A 19,686-nucleotide genomic window follows, 5' to 3' on the forward strand; every position below is an offset into this window, starting at 1 on the left:
TCTTCAAGCTATGATTAGCCTAAATATTAATAAACTTTGTTCTCCAGATTTTCCTAAAATAAAACTAATTTATTAATTATTATGAAATAATAATTAAATAAATTTACAAAATATTATTCTTAAGCGATTAACATTATTCTTCGGTATTACTTAATACAAATTTGTTTTCAACTCTAATCAGTTATATACTTTCTCATGATTAACAATATCATTAATGCTAATAATAGTACTGAGAATGCTATAATATGCCTGGTCATTATTGGTATAATGAGTATGTGCCCCCTATTTAATCCTGAAAGTAGCATCCTAACTGATAGGTATGAGAATACCGAAAGTAACACTACCTTTACTGATGATGATCGAACACGGGGTAATAAGTACGATGCTAAGTACGCGCCTGGCGCTATACCGACTGCCGATGCCATGGCTAGGTATGGCTGTATATACCCAAAAGCCCAATAAAGTGATCCGCTAGTCGCCGCTGTCACACCTACTATCAGGTTGCTCGTTGCTGTGGCTACTTTTAATGGTAAGCCAATTACATTATATAGTGCAAGTATGTTTATGGGGCCGCCACCTATGCCCAATAATCCTGACATTAATCCTCCAAAGAACATAATGGGTATTGACTTAATGAGGTTCATTCTATAAATTGTGTAATTCACGTAGGTCTTAAGAGTAGTGTCGAAGAATACATCGTTCAATATTATATGGTCAATATCTTCTCGTCTAGTTAATATTGGGGTGATATTGTATTTTTCCTTTCTTTTTAATGATAGAACCATTGTTAATATCATTATGAAACTAAATACCAAGTATAATATCCAATTAAATCCTCTGCTTATTAAATGGTATGCCATTAGCGATCCCATAATGGCACCAAACGTCGTTATTGGGCATAGGAATAACATCACCTTAACGTTAGGAAGCCTTATGTTTAAGTATCTATATCCGCTCATTAGAGAAGTCATTAGCGCTGACACAAGACTAATGCCAGCAGCATACTGTATTGGTAGGTTCTCGAACACTGACGTTAATAGTGGTGTTAATATAACGGCACCACCAAGACCTAGAAGACCCCCTATTAACCCAGCCACGAATCCACATGCTAGGATTATTAAAAGTGTTATTATAAATTCGATAATGAAGAGCATAGGAATCACCCATGTAGTATGAAGATAGGTAGCACGAATATGGCTATCATCAAATTCACGAAGGTTATTAAGGCTAGCAACGTGTATAGGATATCTCTTTCTAACAAGAATCTTACGAAATTCAATAAAACCATAACTACTGGAATCGCTATTAATACCATTAACCCAAACATCATTAGACTTAATCCACCCAACCTTAGAATACCATCGAGTACGTACATTACAGTGATTTCGCGCGTATTTACCATACTTGAGGGATCAAGAATTTGCTTCAGCTGCACGTGAAGGCCGACACTGCCTCCATGTAGGAAAAGCATTATTAAGCCCAATATTAAGAATATGATGCTCAGGAGTACTCCGTATTTAAGTAGGTTGCTCACGATGCTCGTGAATTTCCTCTCAACCGCACTAGGGCTCTCAGGTTGAGCTTGGTATATCGTTATTGACATATCCTGAACTTCTTTATACTTATGTGTGAATATAATATAGAGTGATATTATTATTACTGAAGCAAGCACGGTGGCAATTATCGTTCTCTCCAGCGATGTTATTGGTAGTAAACCCTCTCTGCCGAGGCCCCTAAGTACCATTCTGAAGCCTAGATAAGCCAGCACCGCTACGAAAACCCACCTGACTTGCTTATTAGTTACGTACATGAGCATTCTAGTACCAATCCTAGAGCCTATTAAGACACCTATTGCGGTGCATGTTGCTATGAATGGACTTATATACCCAAAGTACCAGTAAAGTGAGCCGCTGGTTGCGGCTGTTACTCCTATCATGAAGTTGCTCGTTGTTGTACTCACCTTCATGGGCAGGTTCATGCCCCAGTCCATGGCGAGTACCTTAAGCGCGCCACTACCAATACCCAACAAACCACTAATAAAACCAGCAAAGAACATTATCAACCAACCGAGCCACCAACGAACACCCCAATACTTATACCAAATCTTTAGTGCTGGATCATAGCACACCCCATAGAGCTTAAAGACCTTAGTTGTTCGATCTGGATTCCTTGGCGGTGGAAGTTCGCAAGTGCTTCTCTGTACGGTGGGTACTATTGATGCCAGCAGGACAACGCCGAATATTACGTATATGACCCAGGTAAGGCCGTGTGCATATACGAAATTTGCTGTTAGTGAGCCTATTATTGCACCCGTGGTTGTTGCAGTGACTAGGCTAATGCCTATCCTATCATTAGCTAGTCTCTTCTTAACGTACACGCTGGCTGAACCAGCCGATGTGGATATTGTTGATATTAACGCGGAGCCCGTGGCATATATTATTGGTATACTTAGGAATAGTGTTAGTACCGGTGTCAAGACAACGCCTCCACCAAGCCCAGCCAAGGCACCGAGTAAACCAGCTACAATACCTGCAATTATGAACTCCAGCATTTTCAATAGATCAAATATTACGGTGATCATCAGTCAAAAACTTGACTTCACGATATATAAACATTATTACACGATACAATACACTAAACGAGAAATAATTTAGTAATTATATCGTAAATAAATGAATATTTTTAACATAATAACATATTTTTATTAATAAATATTTATAAATGACTAATAATTAAGGAAACTGAATATAAAAATATACAATTGTTTTAATGGTGTATAATAATTAGCGTTACCTTGATATACCTAACCTGCCAAGCATTAATTTAGCTCTATCATTAATTGCAAAATTAACAAATAAGCAATAGAGTGCTACCGCCGCGAATTCCTGCCAGGTTATTGGTGTTAATAAATGACCCCATGGACCCGGCAATCCCGTTAATGCTATAAACGCTACCACAACCATATCTATTACTGATGCTATTATTAGCCACTTACCTGGTCTTGATACCCAGAATGGCCCTCTCTCCCTAACTATGAATGGTGTTAGTACTCCCATGTACATAATCGCCGTGAAGTAATACGTATGTAACACATGTACGTTGCCTATGTGGAAGTAGTCAAGAGCTAGGAACAATAGACCGAACATCTCGGCTACAGTAAATATCCCAAGTCCAACACCTAACTTCACAAGTTTAGGTACGTCCCACTTCTCCGGCGTTGGTGAGCCTTTGGCATTATCCGTGGATAAGGATATGGTCACGAAATCAATCAAAAATAGGAAAAGCGTTACGTCAAGCGCAGAGACTGCATATATTGGGTTGTGCCAAAATAGAGCTGAGATTATGAAGGCCAAGGTTACGAAAACAGCTATTTCAAATGTTTTAACAACCTTATTGAGTATCCATGTGATGATCCTCTGGAATGTTGACCTGCCAATCCTAACGAGCTCCACAACACCCGAAAGTCCCTCAACAGTCAGAACAACACTAGCCGCCGCCTTAGCCACATCAGTCGCGTTACTAACGGCTATACCAACCTCGGCCTGTTTAAGGGCTGGTGAGTCATTAACACCATCACCAGTCATACCAACTATTTGCCTACTTGCCTGCAGGCTTTTCACGATGAAGTACTTATCCTCCGGGTAAATCTCAGCAAATACATCAGCCTCCTCAGCAAGTTTAGCTGCCTTCTGCGGTTCTTTCTCAAGTAATTCCTTTAGTTCTTTACCAGACATCACATTCTCGCCAAGGCCGATGATCTTGGCTATTTCCCTGGCAATGGGCTTAGCATCACCGGTCAGCATCTTAACCCTAACACCCAAATTCCTAAGCTCCTGGATTAGCTTAGGAGTGTCCTCTCTAGGTATGTCATATAATGCCACGAGGCCAACCATCTCCCAGTGATCACCATCCTCAGACTTAGCCACACCCAGCGTCCTATAGCCACTTGCCGCAAAGGAATTCATAATACTTTCAACATCCTCACCCAACTTTATCCTGCATAAATCCTCAGCTAATGTCCTAACGGCACCCTTAGTAACCCTAAATATGCGACCACCATTATTTCTATCCACAACCAAGGCCTCTGTGCGCCTCGTTGATGGATCAAAGGGCTTGAACTCCTTAACCTCGAAATCATTAATTAGTAATTTTCTTTCCTTCGCAGCCCTTATGAAGGCCAGGTCTATTGGGTCTTGATTAGCCTCTTGACTCGCTAATGCACCATAAAGTAATACTTCATTCTCAGAGTAACCTTTCATGGGAACAACATGAGTAACTGTTAACCTATTGTAGGTTAGGGTTCCCGTCTTATCCGCGCATAATACTGTCATAGATGCTGAATCCTCAACGGCACTGAGCTTCGTTATTAATGCACCCTTCCTAGCCATTTCCTGAGCTCCAACGGCCATGGTTACCGTGAACATGGCGGGTAGCGCAACTGGTACTGCGAATACGATTAGCATTATTGCCAGGGGCAGTACGTAGTCCGCCAGAAACATTAGACTGTGTAGGTAGAAGTAGGTTAGTGGGAACATGACTATTACGAGAATGGAAACCATAATTAGCAAGGCCGAGACGACTTTAGATATTATCTCTTCCATATGTAACTTAGGCCTAGCTGTTTGAACTAGTTGTACTGTCTTTCCAAAGTACGTATTTAACCCAGTCCTAACAACCACGGCAGTAGCCTCTCCCCTCCTGAGAATGGATCCAGAGTACATTATATCACCCTTCCTCTTAATCACAGGCATGCTCTCCCCAGTGAGTGCTGATTGGTCGACCTCAACCTCCTCACTGGTTATTATCTTAGCATCAGCGGGCACTATATCACCAGCCCTAATTCTAATTATATCACCAGGGACTAAGAACCTCGCTGGTAGTGCCTGCCAGACGCCATTCCTAAGAACCCTAGCCATAACCTGAAGTCTCTGCTTAAGTAATTCAACCGCCCTTGCAGCGTGTTCCTCATGGATAAAACCAATTAATGCATTAACAACAAGCAAAGCAGCGATGATGTAAGCATCAACAAGCCTGGCCGGATCTATTGTTAAACCAAGGATTATGCAGACAATCATCGCTGCTTCAAGCATCCATGCAGTGAATCCCCAGAACTTCTTAGCAAACTTCTTGGCTGGGTGTTCCTTCTTCTCGGGTACCTCGTTATAGCCATACCTCTTGGCCCTCTCGTTAACCTCAGCATCACTAAGCCCTGTATTTGCATTTGTGTTTAATTCCCGTAAAATTCCTCCACGGAAATAGTCTCATAATTACGAGACTTCTCGGGCAACATAATAAAGTACATTTTCACTATTACGAAGACTTATAAACTTTATTCCACATTATGGAAATAAAATTAATATAAAATTCAATATAAATGAAAACTATTATATAATAATAATATGAAATTATTCAGAAGAATTTAGTTTAGCTCAATTTAATTAATGTATTCATTAATGATACATCTTTAAAGAGTCCTAGGTAGAAGTAGTCTTCATTAGCCTCAACAACCGTTAAATGCTCATTTAGTGAGAGCTTTTTTAGTATTTCATTAACAATGAAGTATTGAGTATATGAAGGCCTTCTTAATTCATGATTAAGAACCCACATTCTCACTCCATTATAGAAATCCATAATCGACGCAATTATGTGTTTTGATAATTCATTAAGAGCTTTATCGACCTCCCTATCATCCCTAAACTCCCGTTTAAATAAATTAATTACGGCACTATTACCTATGATTTCATCGTAGGCCCATGCTACATGGTCAAGAACATGCCTACATATAAAGTAATCGTTAAAGAATCTTAAGGTCCTAATTATTAAATCGATATAATTAGTGACTAATAAATCCTTATTCTTAGCCTTTCCTACTCTCTTACCAAGGCTTAACTCATCACTTTCATGCATCTCAAGATAATCCTTAATGCGCACTACTGAATGACTAATAACCGCTAAGTCAATTATGTATGCCACAGGAATAATCATACCATTCTCTATTCTTACTAGTTGATTTACGGGAATAATATGGATTTTAACAAATAAGTCAGCTCTCTCCCTAATCAATGAGTTGGGCTCAAATAGCCTAACCTTACTTATTGCATTATTAATAACCTTGTTTATTGCATTAATACTATTCACAATAATATCTAGGTAGAAGTGAATTTTAATGCTATTCCACGATATATGTAAAATACATTTCGATAAAAGTGATATGCATAGTTATGTTAAACCCACGTATATGCAATCATTATCTACCTTTAATAATATAAATATCTTATTATTTATATCCTTAAGAAATTTTTCAATTAATGAACGCTCTATCGAAGTACTTCTTTTTAGTACATAATTAATTAAGTCACAAATTATTAAATTAAAGATATCATTTAATACCTTTACTATGGATTTTTCCTTAACTCTATAATCATTAATTAACCTTTTAATTAAATAATCATTAGTTAACGAATCGTAAGCCCATATTAAATAATTAAGTATGTCATTACACACGAAATATCCATAAAATAGAGTTAGTAACTTTATCTTATAATCAAGGTAAAGGTTCATTAGTGATTGATACTTGTTCTTTAATTGAATCTTACATGGCATGATGTCACTTAATAGTATTGATGTATCTTTAAGGACTAATCTCTCCATTACGTTAATCTTAATTTTTACATCATCATTAATTATGATGAATGATTCAAGAGGGACTATGTGAGCCTTAATAAATAATTCAGCGTTTTCTCTAACCCTGCTATTTGGGTCATAATTACTAGCCAGTTCTATAGCATTATTAACTATGTTACTAAGTTCGTTAGGTAGCTTGAGTTTTATGCATTGCTTCTTCATTATTTATTATTATCAGTCTTATAATTATGAGATTTAAGGTTAATTCCACGTGAAATAAGCGTTTTTAACTTCGGCCGTTGAAAAATAGTGATGCTAACTAGTATTGGAATCGATGTAGTACACCTAATGATACTGAAGTTGATACTTCATACAATTCGTGAGACTGCAAGAGAGGAGGATCCATTCCCACTATGGGCATCATTAACAGGACATGTTAGTAAGGCAACGTTCTATAGGAAAGTCTCTGAGTTGGAAATGATGGGCTTATTAGAGAGGGTAAGTAGGAATAAGTACTTGATAAGTATAGGTGGGTATCTACTACTTCTTTTCGCGTATTTCATGCGTGTTGATGGTGTAAATGAGGATACCGCCCAATTGGCAATTAGGGCTATTAAGGGTAATTGGGGTTTAATTGAATTTAATGATTATGAGATTGAAAGTTACGTAAGGCTACTTTATCTGAGTAGCAAAGGGAGACCTAGTAATGAGCTTTTAATGCTATATCAGGAATTTCCTAAAAACGTTCTATTTATCCTACCTGATAATCTTAAATCAATAGCCTCTAATTCATTATATGAAATGTTAATTGATAAATATGGTGATATAAATACCGTTAGTAAGGCAAGGAGAGTTATTGTAAAGGCATTAATTGATTATTTTCCAACTACTCTCGTTAATGGGTGCAGGTCAGTAGCAATTATGGATGGCAATAAAGTAAAGGCATTAGCCATGCAGTGCGGTAACGAGTATATACTTAATTAAACTAGGATCTGGCCTTATTGATCAAGATTCTTCTAAGCATCCTACCAATTACATCATAAGTATCTGGGTGAATGTGTAGGTAATGAGCGTAGGCATTATTTATTTGAAAACCATCAAAGCCATGAATACCAACTCCTCTTTCATATTTAATAACGAATTCATAATTACCACGCAATATTAATGAGGAGTAATGAAACTCATGACCCATTAAAACAGTACCTGCATCACCAATCACAGAATCCCTAATCACCCTAGCCCTCGCATAGCCATACCACATGGGCTTTCTATGCATTATTGTTATAGCGTCTATGGCACCCACCATCTCGTATTCCTCGTTATTATAAATAATTGAGTCCGTTAAATACATTAAACCACCACATTCAGCGTATAGGTGTTTTCCTGAATCTATGAACCTACGTATGTCGGACTTAAGCGACCTATTCCTCTCAAGGGATTCTCCATAAACCTCAGGAAAACCACCACCAATTAATAATAGGTCTAGATCACCAAGTTCCTGGTCAACTTCAGGATCAATGAACTTAATATTATTCGTAAATGTTTGAATTCTCTCTATGGTTTCTGGGTAATAGAATGTAAACACTCTCCCACCTAATATACCCACTCTTACCTCATTACTTATTATTTTAGATGTATCTAAGCTTACGTAATTCCTCACTTCAAGGGGTTCCGAGTATTCCCTGGCAACCCTAACAACCTTATCAATATCTATAAATTTCGACACGTCCTTAAACACCTCAATTAAACGCTGCTTATTAATTTCCTCAGCATGAATCAAGCCTAAATGCCTATATTGCATTATACTCTCTAAATCATCATTCCTCGGTATATAACCCAGAAAAATCAAACCTTCATCCTCAACGGCAATCCTTAACTTCTCTAATTGTCTTTGATTAACGTTAGTTACTACAGCACCCGCTATCCTCACGTCACTATCAAAGTCCTTTAATCCCCTAATTATTGCTCTCACCGTTCTATTAATCCTCTCCCCATTAATTACAAGAACAATAGGTGCCTTAAGAAGCTTAGCAATCTGAGCGGTGCTACCCACTTCGCTAATGCCATCAATGCTGTCATAAAGCCCTGAGACACCCTCAACGATTGCAATGTCCGAATTCAGGGAGTACTTGTAAAACCTTGAAATGACCTTATCACCCATTAATACGTAATCAAGGTTCCTACTCAATGTATTAGTGACCGCAAGGTGATAACTTGGATCTATATAATCAGGACCAACCTTAAATAGAGATACCTTTAATCCTGCCCTAATCAATGCATAAGACAACGCTAATGTGGCCGTTGTCTTACCATTCTTACCCTTATACGATGCTATGATGAGCCTAGGTATCGTAATTTCCATAATTATCACGTCTTATTATAAATATTAATGATGGAGGTTTTACATTAAGTTCATCAATAACTGGATCGTTAATATCTAGTCTATGTGCTTCTTCATCAGGATACGTAACCCTACTAATCACTATTACGTCATTCCTGTCACTGAATTTACGTATTAACTCCTTCGCAATCCTTGTTCCCATAAATATGACCTTAATGTCGGATTCAACATCATAATCAATGTCTGGATAGGCCATTAATGTAACTATGCCCTTTAATTCAACCATGAATCTGGCGGCCGCGGCTGTAAAACTACTAACTCCCGGTACTATCTCGCAGGGAATACCATTACGTATGGACTCTTTACAAATCTCAACTCCTCTGCCAAAGATCACTGGATCACCGTTCTTAAGGAAAACAACATTAAGACCTCTCCTGGCCAGCTCTATTGCTTTGATTATGTATTCCCTATGGGCATCACCCCTAACATGACCCATATATATCCTTTCAGCCTTTGGTGCATACATACTTATTATCTCCTCATTGACTAATGAACCGTAAAAGACAATATCCGCCTTGTTCAGTATCTTAATGGCCTTTACAGTAATTAATTCAGGATCCCAGGGACCTACTCCAACGACATAAATCGAAATAACAATCACCCTATACCTTATATTGTATTATGATGATTAAATAATTATTACACATAGCACGTAAAACTCTATGATAATTCACAATACTTGGGTAAATCTTAACTTCCTAATTTCGTTAAATAAAATACATTTACAGGAACCATATGGTATGGGTACATTCATACACGACTTTTCGCAAAGCTTACACATATAGACGTACATATTTCCATCAAGGTCTATACTCACAACGAACTTTTCATTACCTACTAATAGTGATGATTTCGTAACTATGTTACCATCAATAATTAATCTACTAATTAAGTAATGCGTGGCAATATTAATTATATCATTCAGCTCATCATTACTAAGAAAATGTCTCAGTTGATCTCTATGTTCAAGTATTGAAATCATTATGGTCTTGGGATCCTCAATAACCTTTATCATGTCATTATTGAGATTAAGCATTATCATTAATGCCTTCATGATTTTCATGATTCTTTGGCAGCAATAATTTCTTAATCGCCATTTTCTGCATATCTTGCTTAAGATAATGCTTGAATCACCTATGCAGTTAAGGGCTAGGCATGTTAGTAATCCCTTGACTGTGGATTCATAGATATACTTTTCATTATTTGAGCCGTATCCATTTAATGGTCGTATTAATCCATATTGCATCATTTTTCTAGCCTTCTTATATACTGTTGATATTGCAAATCTAGTATTCTTAGAAACTCTGTATAGTGTTATTGGCTCATTATAAATTATATACGTTAATAGTTCCTTCATTGTATCATCAACGTCCATATTCAAAGCCATAGTAAACTGATTAAGTGAATACGGAATTTCATAGCCCATTATGGCTTCTTTCATTAATGCTTTATTCATTAAATATGATTGATATTCAACTGAATAAATACAATTTTATCAGTGCATAAAATGCATTAAATAAGCGTCTTTATAAGTTACCATGATTATGATCCTTCTCAGTTCAATCTTTCTTAGTTTCTAAAATGCATGTCACTACATCAATACTGATATTAACATCATTACCATATAAATTGTTTATTTCCACGAGATAAATACCTGGATTCATTCTCTGTGTCCATACCACATTACTTATATCGAAATAGCCAACCAATGTTATGTCTTCAGCATAATAAGCATTATCACTTACTGGTTCACCAACTCTCTTTATGAGTAGAGTCACATTACCTGAGCTAGTTGATATGGCTATTATTGATATACCTATGAAGCCCATGGGAACCATTATTGGGCAATATATTGACTCGTGTCTACGCAATTGAAAACCCACTAACCTACAGGAGCTTATTACCGAGAGGAATTGCCTAACATCCTCTCTCGTTGATGTAACTAGTGGGTTTTCGGAAAGTATTTGTGCAATTATCCTGGCTATTTCCTTAGCCTCACTTAGTGGTAAATGCCTTCTCTTTAATTCATTAACGCATACCCTTACTCTATTAAGTTGTTCGTCAGTAAGTTCAATTCCTAAATTCCTAAGCTCTAATCTTAGCACCTTAATAAATTCCGTTTCATAATCATGAAACATAATAAAGAACCCATAAATAAGAACTAATCAAAAGATGTTTTAAATAGAAACCATAGACATTACTTCTCCTCAGGCAAGGTTGGTGGTGGCAAGTACTCCTCCTCCTTAGCCGCCAACTCCTTAACCCTGCTGAGTCTCTCTGGCTTCAATAATTCGCCAAAGATCTCTTTACTAACACTCCTTAATTGGGCAATCACCTCAAAGAGTTCTCTCTTAAAGGCGACAGGTGTCTCTTCAATGAATCCCCTAGCGTCGATTCTAGCCCTCGGAAACTCCTTTAATATCCTCTGAGCTATATCATCAGGAACCTCAAGCTCAATTACCTTTAAATAACCACCATATAGATCCTTAACTAATCTCTCTAATGGAGTTCCCTTAATCCTTTCAAGCCTCGCCCTATCCAGTATTACGGAGATCTTGTAGGGCATCTCTATCACCTCTTCATTGGTACATCCATTGGTGGTACATCGGCCTCAAGCTCCCTCTCTTTTAACTCAAGGTATTTCTTATTAACGAATGGGTAGCCGTAAACCCTCCACCACTTAACAATTACTCTATAAACCTCAGGTCTGAAGATTATGGGTGGTGGTTCAATACCCTCTGCGATTAATCCTCTAATGAAACTGCCACTGAATCTCTGGGCTATGTCTGTGTGAGCGCATGTATCACTGTAGGCTATCTCACCGCACTTCGGGCAGTACCAGAACTCCTTAATGTTGACTGGCCTTATCTTAAGGCCTTTATCAAGGTCGTAGGGGGGCGCATTTAGTCCGAAGCTCGGTATACCCTTTTCCCAAAGTATCTGTGTTGCATATGGGTCGTAGTAATCACCGACAGCCGCATGATCCCTACCAAACATGTGATGTGTACAACCCATGTTCTGCCTAATTATACCGTGAAGTAGTGACTCGAGTGGGTTACCATACCTCATATCCCATAGGGTGAAGGTAACGATGTGCCTCTTCGGGCTTATATAGCCATACTTATTAAGTGCTTCATGTCCCTCGAGTATTGCCTCATCAATGAAATCTCCAAGTCTCTTGGCGCCGATTATTGCATTAACCAATATTCCATGGCACGGCTCAATATCCCCAAGGTAGGCTGCATTCTTCATTAAATGCTCATGACCAGTGTGCGGTACATTCCTAGTCTGGTGAGCGATTACGGTCCTCCAACCCCTCCTCTGCATCTCTTCACGTGACCTAGCCGGTGGGTACCAGAACCTGTTATATGGATCCTTAAACACTGGCTCATTAATCACGTATACCTTACCAGCTAACGCAATACCCGTCATACTCCTGTATATTAACCAACCTGGATGTTTCTCGTCGAACTTCCTCTTAACAACCTCTGGATTTCTCTCAGGAGTTCCAAATGTCCTATCAGCCAAGTCCTTCGGATCAAAATTCCATATCTCCTCAACATTAAGTATCGCAAATGGCTGGCCCTTAAGCCTCAATAACAACCTATCACCCTCTTTTACACTAAGTTTCTTCAAGTCATCTTCACTAATATCGAATATTATTGGAAATGGGAACAACCAACCATCAAGGAGTCTCCTCTCCTTAAGCACGCTCTCAACCTCATTCCTAGTCATGAACCTGTCCAGTGGGCTGAAGAAGCCGTAGGCAATGGACATTATTTCCCTATACACATTCCTAATTGGTAAGCCGCTAACTGGATCCCTAGTGGCCTTTAAATCGTAGGGAATCGCACCAACAGCCATACTAATTGCCTTATCCTTATCCCTAATTACTGCATCCACGAGTTTACCCCCATGTGGGGGTGGTGTGTTTATCTTAAGGCTCATGCTGACCACCTCATGGAAACTCTATTATGTGAATCACAGGTACTTTCCATAACTCCCACTGTCCAGTCTTCGCATCATACCTTGAATTAACGAATACATGCCAATTATCATCATCCAGCGCCGGATAGTCCGACCTAACGTAGTAACCAGGCCACCTGGTCTCCTTCCTAAATAGCATATGCCTAATCACGGCCTCTGCAGTCAGTATCCTGTGCCAAAGCTCCCAAACCCTCATTAACTCATGCCAATCCTGGGCAGCAGCATAATTCATGAAGTCCTCCTTAAGGAACTGCAGTAGTTCTAAACCCCTGTTGAGCATAACTTCGTTGGTCATATAATAATTGGACCAACCACCCGCGCATTCATCCATTATCTTCTGAAGTCTAAACAAGCCCTGCTTCCAAAACATCTTGGTTGGGTCTACTGGGTGCATGTAACTTGGCCCAGTAACAACATTGTACCTACCTCTCTGGTAACGCTCCAGTGGCTCCATCACCTTGGCTATTAATGAATCAACCTGATCTCTATTCATATCTATCTTCTCGTCGCTGTGATCCATTACATAAAGTACGGCTGATTTACCTGCCAACCTACCCTCAGTAAATGAACCACTACTGAACTTGTGCGGATTAGCACCGCAAGCATCACCTGCGCAGAATAGGCCGTCCAGTGTCGTCATCCTATTATAACCCCAGTAATACTGGTATCCCCTATCGCCAGGCAGGCCATCAATCTTCTTGGGTGTTAGATCCTCAGGACCACTTGGCCACGCACCACATTCAGTGGCGTGACTACCCATTACGTAGGGTTCCGTGGTGATTACCTCGTAAGGTCTCTCTGATGGTTCATGGTTCTGTCCAGCCCATATGACAACTTGGCTTATGGTCATGTCTAGGAAGTCCTCGTAAGCAATTGCCTCACTATCTGTACCCTTCTTCACTGTTTCCTCGGTCCTCATTAGGCTCGGTCCACGGCCAGCCATCCACTCAAGACGTTGGGCAAACACCCTGAGCGTTGTTGGTGTGATTGGTGAGTCAACATACTTACCCTTACCACCGTATAACTTCCTTATCTCATCAACATGAGGCTTCCAGAAGTCTTGGCCATAGGCATTACTAATCCTTGTCTTAAGCAGTAATTGATAAGCACCCACTGGTCCGTAGCCATCCTTAAACCTTGGTACCACGAACCTGGCCTCCATCATTGTCATCACCGCGCCAGTCTCGATTAACATGCCATAGGAGGAAGCTGATGACCATGGCGGATACCAACTCCTGCCCAGTCCCTCACCCTGCGATCTGGGCCTATATATCTGTGATCCACCACCAGCAGCGAGTATTGTAGCTTTTGCTCTAAATACGTAGAACGTACCATCATTCACATTGAAACCTAGGGCACCAACAACCCTATTTGGATTGCTTGCACTCTTTATTAGGTGGGTCACCATGATTCTGTTTAGTATGTTTTCATCACCAAGGGCCTTCCTTGCTGCCTCAGCAACTATTGGTTTGTAGGATTCTCCATGAATCATTATTTGCCACTTACCCTCCCTAACGTAACAGCCTGTCTTAGGCTCAGGCCATATTGGAAGTCCCCACTCATCAAATAAGTGAACTGTTGAGTCTACATGCCTCGCATAATCATAGACGAGGTCCTCCCTCACAATACCCATTAGGTCGCCTCTAACGTACTTAAGGTAATCCTCTACAGTATTCTCCTTGCACTTAAGGCCCAGGTACGTGTTTATCGCGGATAATCCCATCGCCACTGCACCACTCCTATTAATATTCGCCTTCTCGGCAAGTACCACCCTGCAATTCCTGCACCAGTACCTGGCCTCCCATGCGGCTCCTGCTCCAGCCATTCCGCCACCAATTATTAAGATATCAGCATCTACGTACCTAACCCTAGTCATACTCTCACCCCCTCACCTCAACCTTAACAACTTCTGGAACCTTCATCTTGGGTAATTCAACACCGAGTTTATTGCCACCAAGCTTTTCATGTTCACAGGACAGGTATGGAGTCCTCAGGAGCTCTTTAGATGGTTCTGGGTATTCATGTGGTGGCTTTATTGAGTTCCAGGGTGTGGTCCTTATTGGGAACACGAAGTACTTAACAGTTCCATTCCTATACCTAATCGTCCAGTAAACTCTATTCGTCTTCTCATCCCTATAGACCTCAACGGCACCACCAAGTGGCGTAAAGTCCATGTAACCTCTTATCTGAACAGCACCCTGTGGACAGTGCTTAACGCAGTTATAGCACTCCCAGCAGGACTCTGGTTCTGCATTATAGGCCTTCCTACCGAGTATACCTGATTTTGTGAACTTCATTATGTGGCTTGGGCATACGTTAACGCAGTCCCCACAACCCGTACATTTAGCTGGAATTACGTAGGAGGGCATGTCCACCACCTCAGGACCTCACCTTAGTAGTATGACCTGGATGATGAGAATGCAGTGCTTTCTCTGCTAATTCACCGCTCCATGGACCAAGTAGCCTAGGCTCCACACCTTTCCAAGTCCTGTATCTATCGTATAATTGCCATATGTACATGTATATGGCGTGGCCAAACTTTGTCCAAGGCATTGTCGCGAACATCATCGCAACGAGAAATATATGTACACTAAACGCCGTGGCCAATGCATAGTAGTTGGTTGGAACCGTGAGTTCAACACCCATTATACCGAAACCACTTAGTGCAACAAAGAATGTAGTCCATAGGAAGAAATCCGTAACCGCAGGTTCACTTACTGATCTAGTGCCTTGCCACCTAATTGCCATCATGATTATAAAACCAATTACAATTAGGATACCGCCAACTGCCCCAGTTCCTATTACCGCATACGGACCTGTAGGGCCAAGCTTACCGCCTGGTATAAAGGCCACGAGACCTGGAACACCACTTGGCACCCACTCGTCATAGATAAAGCCTAGCGTTGTTGATATTGCGGCAAACACGAACCCCCACCAAACAAGTGCATGGGCGAGCGCCTTAACCTTGGGCTTGCTTAGGTATGTGGATTGTGTGTGGCAAGATGTCATGGGTGCACCATAGAATGGATATAGGAATGCCGTAATTAGCCCAGCAATAAATGCACCTGCTGAGCCCCAGTTCCTTGTGGGTCCCTTTATGGGCAACATACTATTTAAGTGTGATAGGGCTAGTATGCCTCGGTTTATTTCAATTGCGAAGCCAATCACCATCTCTATAACAAGTGCTATGGCGCCATATATTATCCACAGGTGTGGTATTGGTAAGTATAGCTCGAGCATCAGCATCATATTACTTTAGTTAAAAAAAGAATTATTTCACATAGATTGTGAAAGTTTATATGTTTACGAATAAATTATTATATATTACTACGAATATTAATAAATGCAATATTAATTCGTATCTTAATCAATGATAATATATAATATTTTATTAATATTCATGATAATATATAATAATTTTGGAATATTTTATTAATATCTTAATTATTTTACTAGGTTTATCATATCTTTACTTAGTTCAGCGATTAATGGGCAATGATTATCGCATGATGCGTATGTTAGTATACAATTCTTATCACATAGTCTGCATATGTATACATATAGTATCTTGCTATTCTTATAGTATCCGATAAGGAATGAGTTATTACCAAGTATTATATCTGGCTTCTTATTATTCGACATGCTATTTATGATATTGCTAACTAGGTAGTAAATTGAGGTGTTCTTTACGTTTGTTACTGTATACTCATCAATTAACTTGTTATTTATTATTGTATTATTGACGAGTGCACTTAATGCAGTTATCATTAGTGTGTCTATATTCTCAATTATCCTTAGATTTTCATTCTTAATTATGTATGGCAATACCGTGAGTATGGATACTAACCTGTAATTATTATAGTTTCTTAAATTCCATCTAATCTTAAGCTTATTTAGTACAATATCGTCATCAAGGCACTTATACGCTAGGCATGTTAGTAACCCCTTAACAGTAACTTCATATATATGCTTACCATTTGATTTACCATTCAATCCCATAGGTGTCAATAGGTTGTTCTTGACCATGTACTTAGCCTTCTTGTAAATAGATGAAATACTATATGGAGTTTCCCTGGAGACCCTGTATAACGTAACGGGACCCCTAATAATTATATATGCGAGCATATCACTCATTACATTATCATACTCAACATTCACAAGTCTCCGAAGTTCTACCCTAAGACTTTCAGGAACTAAACCTATGGAACTAACATCATTACTAGACTTCATTAATATCCACCTGTATTCATTTGCTATTAAGTCGCTTGTTTAGTGCAAAAATTGCATAGAGAATAAACAAAATGTAAATAGTTATTTTTCGGTTGAAAAGCATTAATTTCTATTTAGATGCATTTAAATAACTAGTGCTCTATAAACCAAGTCCATAAGTCCCGAATACTTAATCTCCTTCCCATACATCTTATTTAGGTAAGGAACAACATGACTGAGTTGCGCCTTGCAGATTGAACATGGCCTAATAACCCACTGTGCATCCTTCTTAAGTGCTTCTTCATACCAAAGCCTTGCATATTGCGTAACTAACGGTACTACCTCATCCGTTAGGTTCCCCCCTTGGCCTCCACAGCACCAGGTCCATGATCTATTATGTTCAGGGTCAACCCACCTCTTTGCAACATGACTTAGTATGAATCTCGGTTCCTCGGTCAAGTCCCCTCCTCTGGCATATTGGCACGGATCTTGGTACATATAGACTATATCGCCATTAGCCTCAGGATTCAACTTTATTTTTCCTTCCCTTATGGCCTTCGCCACCAAGTGATGTATGTGCACCAGTTCTATCCCGTACTCCCTAAGCCTCGGCAACGTATAGTTCTTATGCGCCCTCCATGCATGCCCACACTCACCAGCAATTACAAGCTTTACGCCTAACTCCCTGGCAACATTGACGTACTTCTCAGCCAAGCCCTGCAAATGTTTGGGATGAAGGAACAGGCCAAAGTTGGCTGTCTCTGCAGCCTTCGTGCTCAATGTATAGTCTATGCCGATTGCATATAGGAATAGTAGATAACCCTTGAGGGTTTCCATGTTCATGAAATAATCAGCTGATGACGGTAGTAATAGGGCGTAGGCAGGTTCGTCAATCTTAACCTTAAGTTCAATACCTCTTTCCTGTTTGATTTCGTTAACCACGAAGTCGATTATGGACTTAACAGCTCCAGGAGTTAAATTCATGTTATTGCCGCTCTTCCAATGGGCATCTACTGTTAATGCCGTAAATCTAGATGCCATGCCTATCTCATAGAGTATCCCCCTTACTACCCTTGTTACGTCAGTCTGCTCAACACCAAGCGGACAAGCATAACCACACCTCCTGCATATAAGGCATAACCAGTAATACGTGTATATCTTCTTTATGTAATTCATGTCGATTTTCTTAACTGCACCAACAGCTCTACCAAACAACTTACCGCTAACCTTATCCGCCTTAATTACAGCCCTTATCAACTCAGCACGCCCAAGGGGTGAGTTATATGGATCACCAGTCGTTATGTATGTTGGACACGCATTTAGGCACTGCCCGCAGTGAACACATACGTCCACAGCCATCCTCACATTCTTATTATTCTCATACTCCTCAAGTAATCTTCTCCTGAAGTACTCGACCTTCTTCTCATCAGTGGTTACCTGCTGCCTAAATTTAATTGCCTCATGAAGCCTTGAGACCAGCTTCTCATCCGCCAAGTAATGCATGAAGTTAGATACATCACCCCACTTGAATGGTCTTTCTCTGAATACCTTGTCAAATGACATAGTTCATCACCTCACCTACGTGGTCTTCACCTTTATTGCTGGTCTTGCTATTGTTGGCATGAAGAGGAATGAGAATGGATGCATCATCTTGCTCCATGGGAAGTATGCAATAAATACCATGGCGAGTAATGCATGTACCTGGAGTATTGGGTAGTTAATTATTGGTTGGATGTTTGGGTGAAGCGTAACCAGGGACCACATCCATCTACTGATTATGTCGACATAGGCTGGATTGTATGGTGTTATACCGAGTGTTTGATAAAGCCCTAGAACTATTATTGCCAGTAGTATTGCCACTGCGAAGTAATCATCGAGGAAGCTAAACATACGTAGAGGAATGCGTACCTTATATTCATTCATTACCCTTACAGTAATTGTTCTACCAGTGATCCTCCTCGTAATTAGAATCAATAACCCAATTAGTGCTATTGTACCAGCAGTACCACCAACATATAGTGCAATGACTTGGTGAAGGCTTGGCGTTAATCCAAGCCACTTTTCCAGGTATGTACCTGGAATTATTATGCCGAGATGCCCGATCAATGCAATCCAGATTCCCCAGTGGAATAGGAAGGACCCTATGAATAGTGACCAATCCCTATCCCTACCAGGTAATGTATAGAAAATGAAAATTCTCTTAAGAACCTCTATAGTTGTTGAACCCCAACCATCTCTATACAGGCAGACATTAACATTGTAAAGCCCCACTAATCCCTTTGCCGTGACCCACGTGACCACTCTATATATAATGCCCACTAGGAATATCACTACTACGGCATATGGAATGTATCCGTAGAGAACAAGGTAAAACTCGTTCATACTCTATTCGTAGTAGTCATCAAACATAAAAAATATTATTACACGTAGTATGTGCAAAATAATATTAAAGATAATGGGAAATT

General features: G+C 39.7%; 18 protein-coding genes. 1 reads left to right on the plus strand and 17 read right to left on the minus strand.

Features of this window, described 5'->3' with window-relative positions; all coding sequences use genetic code 11:
- Nucleotides 1-173 precede the first annotated feature (173 nt).
- From VMUT_RS02520 to VMUT_RS02540, 5 genes are all read right to left on the minus strand, one after another.
- Nucleotides 174-1,154, minus strand: a complete 981-nt coding sequence (locus VMUT_RS02520; RefSeq protein WP_013603855.1) for a sulfite exporter TauE/SafE family protein — start codon at nucleotides 1,152-1,154, stop codon at nucleotides 174-176.
- Between the two features lie 5 nt (nucleotides 1,155-1,159).
- On the minus strand, nucleotides 1,160-2,581 hold the full coding sequence (locus VMUT_RS02525; RefSeq protein WP_013603856.1) for a TSUP family transporter: 1,422 nt from the start codon (nucleotides 2,579-2,581) through the stop codon (nucleotides 1,160-1,162).
- Between the two features lie 208 nt (nucleotides 2,582-2,789).
- A complete protein-coding gene (locus VMUT_RS02530; protein ID WP_048056826.1) occupies nucleotides 2,790-5,243 on the minus strand; it encodes a plasma-membrane proton-efflux P-type ATPase in 2,454 nt (817 codons plus the stop codon).
- A gap of 181 nt (nucleotides 5,244-5,424) precedes the next feature.
- Nucleotides 5,425-6,138, minus strand: coding sequence for a hypothetical protein (locus tag VMUT_RS02535; RefSeq protein ID WP_013603858.1), 714 nt, complete (start codon nucleotides 6,136-6,138; stop codon nucleotides 5,425-5,427).
- Between the two features lie 81 nt (nucleotides 6,139-6,219).
- The gene (locus tag VMUT_RS02540; protein ID WP_013603859.1) at nucleotides 6,220-6,846 is read right to left on the minus strand and encodes a hypothetical protein; all 627 of its coding nucleotides are present in this window, start codon (nucleotides 6,844-6,846) and stop codon (nucleotides 6,220-6,222) included.
- A gap of 90 nt (nucleotides 6,847-6,936) precedes the next feature.
- Between VMUT_RS02540 and VMUT_RS02545 the strand changes: the two genes are divergently transcribed.
- Nucleotides 6,937-7,608: a hypothetical protein gene (locus VMUT_RS02545; RefSeq protein ID WP_148224633.1), complete on the plus strand. Its 672-nt coding sequence runs from the start codon at nucleotides 6,937-6,939 to the stop codon at nucleotides 7,606-7,608.
- A 1-nt stretch (nucleotide 7,609) separates the two neighbouring features.
- Here VMUT_RS02545 and VMUT_RS02550 read toward each other — a convergent pair whose 3' ends face one another.
- From VMUT_RS02550 to VMUT_RS02605, 12 genes are all read right to left on the minus strand, one after another.
- Nucleotides 7,610-8,986 carry a cobyrinic acid a,c-diamide synthase CobB gene (locus VMUT_RS02550; protein WP_013603861.1) on the minus strand — a complete coding sequence of 459 codons (1,377 nt, stop codon included), beginning with the start codon at nucleotides 8,984-8,986 and terminating at the stop codon, nucleotides 7,610-7,612.
- Complete coding sequence (locus VMUT_RS02555) at nucleotides 8,967-9,626, minus strand: SAM-dependent methyltransferase (RefSeq protein ID WP_013603862.1); 660 nt, start codon at nucleotides 9,624-9,626, stop codon at nucleotides 8,967-8,969. Before VMUT_RS02555 ends, VMUT_RS02550 begins: the two co-directional genes overlap by 20 nt.
- Before the next feature lie 69 nt (nucleotides 9,627-9,695).
- The gene (locus tag VMUT_RS02560; RefSeq protein ID WP_013603863.1) at nucleotides 9,696-10,481 is read right to left on the minus strand and encodes a hypothetical protein; all 786 of its coding nucleotides are present in this window, start codon (nucleotides 10,479-10,481) and stop codon (nucleotides 9,696-9,698) included.
- A 103-nt stretch (nucleotides 10,482-10,584) separates the two neighbouring features.
- Nucleotides 10,585-11,163: a hypothetical protein gene (locus VMUT_RS02565; protein WP_013603864.1), complete on the minus strand. Its 579-nt coding sequence runs from the start codon at nucleotides 11,161-11,163 to the stop codon at nucleotides 10,585-10,587.
- Nucleotides 11,164-11,222: 59 nt separating this feature from the next.
- Complete coding sequence (locus tag VMUT_RS02570) at nucleotides 11,223-11,591, minus strand: DUF6955 family protein (protein WP_013603865.1); 369 nt, start codon at nucleotides 11,589-11,591, stop codon at nucleotides 11,223-11,225.
- 5 nt (nucleotides 11,592-11,596) lie between these two features.
- Nucleotides 11,597-12,973, minus strand: a complete 1,377-nt coding sequence (gene sat / locus VMUT_RS02575; protein ID WP_013603866.1) for a sulfate adenylyltransferase — start codon at nucleotides 12,971-12,973, stop codon at nucleotides 11,597-11,599.
- Between the two features lie 10 nt (nucleotides 12,974-12,983).
- A complete protein-coding gene (gene aprA / locus VMUT_RS02580) occupies nucleotides 12,984-14,888 on the minus strand; it encodes an adenylyl-sulfate reductase subunit alpha (protein WP_013603867.1) in 1,905 nt (634 codons plus the stop codon).
- 4 nt (nucleotides 14,889-14,892) lie between these two features.
- Nucleotides 14,893-15,381, minus strand: coding sequence for an adenylyl-sulfate reductase subunit beta (gene aprB / locus VMUT_RS02585; protein WP_048057135.1), 489 nt, complete (start codon nucleotides 15,379-15,381; stop codon nucleotides 14,893-14,895).
- Between the two features lie 10 nt (nucleotides 15,382-15,391).
- A complete protein-coding gene (locus VMUT_RS02590; protein WP_013603869.1) occupies nucleotides 15,392-16,252 on the minus strand; it encodes a hypothetical protein in 861 nt (286 codons plus the stop codon).
- 204 nt (nucleotides 16,253-16,456) lie between these two features.
- Nucleotides 16,457-17,242, minus strand: a complete 786-nt coding sequence (locus VMUT_RS02595) for a hypothetical protein (RefSeq protein ID WP_013603870.1) — start codon at nucleotides 17,240-17,242, stop codon at nucleotides 16,457-16,459.
- A 123-nt stretch (nucleotides 17,243-17,365) separates the two neighbouring features.
- Nucleotides 17,366-18,784: a (Fe-S)-binding protein gene (locus tag VMUT_RS02600; protein ID WP_013603871.1), complete on the minus strand. Its 1,419-nt coding sequence runs from the start codon at nucleotides 18,782-18,784 to the stop codon at nucleotides 17,366-17,368.
- Between the two features lie 15 nt (nucleotides 18,785-18,799).
- The gene (locus tag VMUT_RS02605) at nucleotides 18,800-19,603 is read right to left on the minus strand and encodes a respiratory nitrate reductase subunit gamma (RefSeq protein WP_048056827.1); all 804 of its coding nucleotides are present in this window, start codon (nucleotides 19,601-19,603) and stop codon (nucleotides 18,800-18,802) included.
- Nucleotides 19,604-19,686 lie beyond the last annotated feature (83 nt).

Source organism: Vulcanisaeta moutnovskia 768-28 (genome assembly GCF_000190315.1).
Lineage (GTDB): Archaea > Thermoproteota > Thermoprotei > Thermoproteales > Thermocladiaceae > Vulcanisaeta > Vulcanisaeta moutnovskia.

Coding starts and splice junctions, on each gene's coding strand:
- VMUT_RS02520 (WP_013603855.1), bottom strand. CDS start 1,154: ATGCTCTTCATTATCGAATTTATAATAACACTTTTAATAATCCTAGCA.
- VMUT_RS02525 (WP_013603856.1), bottom strand. CDS start 2,581: ATGATCACCGTAATATTTGATCTATTGAAAATGCTGGAGTTCATAATT.
- VMUT_RS02540 (WP_013603859.1), bottom strand. CDS start 6,846: ATGAAGAAGCAATGCATAAAACTCAAGCTACCTAACGAACTTAGTAAC.
- VMUT_RS02545 (WP_148224633.1), top strand. CDS start 6,937: ATGCTAACTAGTATTGGAATCGATGTAGTACACCTAATGATACTGAAG.
- VMUT_RS02550 (WP_013603861.1), bottom strand. CDS start 8,986: ATGGAAATTACGATACCTAGGCTCATCATAGCATCGTATAAGGGTAAG.
- VMUT_RS02560 (WP_013603863.1), bottom strand. CDS start 10,481: ATGAATAAAGCATTAATGAAAGAAGCCATAATGGGCTATGAAATTCCG.
- VMUT_RS02565 (WP_013603864.1), bottom strand. CDS start 11,163: ATGTTTCATGATTATGAAACGGAATTTATTAAGGTGCTAAGATTAGAG.
- VMUT_RS02570 (WP_013603865.1), bottom strand. CDS start 11,591: ATGCCCTACAAGATCTCCGTAATACTGGATAGGGCGAGGCTTGAAAGG.
- sat (WP_013603866.1), bottom strand. CDS start 12,973: ATGAGCCTTAAGATAAACACACCACCCCCACATGGGGGTAAACTCGTG.
- aprA (WP_013603867.1), bottom strand. CDS start 14,888: ATGACTAGGGTTAGGTACGTAGATGCTGATATCTTAATAATTGGTGGC.
- aprB (WP_048057135.1), bottom strand. CDS start 15,381: ATGCCCTCCTACGTAATTCCAGCTAAATGTACGGGTTGTGGGGACTGC.
- VMUT_RS02590 (WP_013603869.1), bottom strand. CDS start 16,252: ATGCTCGAGCTATACTTACCAATACCACACCTGTGGATAATATATGGC.
- VMUT_RS02595 (WP_013603870.1), bottom strand. CDS start 17,242: ATGAAGTCTAGTAATGATGTTAGTTCCATAGGTTTAGTTCCTGAAAGT.
- VMUT_RS02600 (WP_013603871.1), bottom strand. CDS start 18,784: ATGTCATTTGACAAGGTATTCAGAGAAAGACCATTCAAGTGGGGTGAT.
- VMUT_RS02605 (WP_048056827.1), bottom strand. CDS start 19,603: ATGAACGAGTTTTACCTTGTTCTCTACGGATACATTCCATATGCCGTA.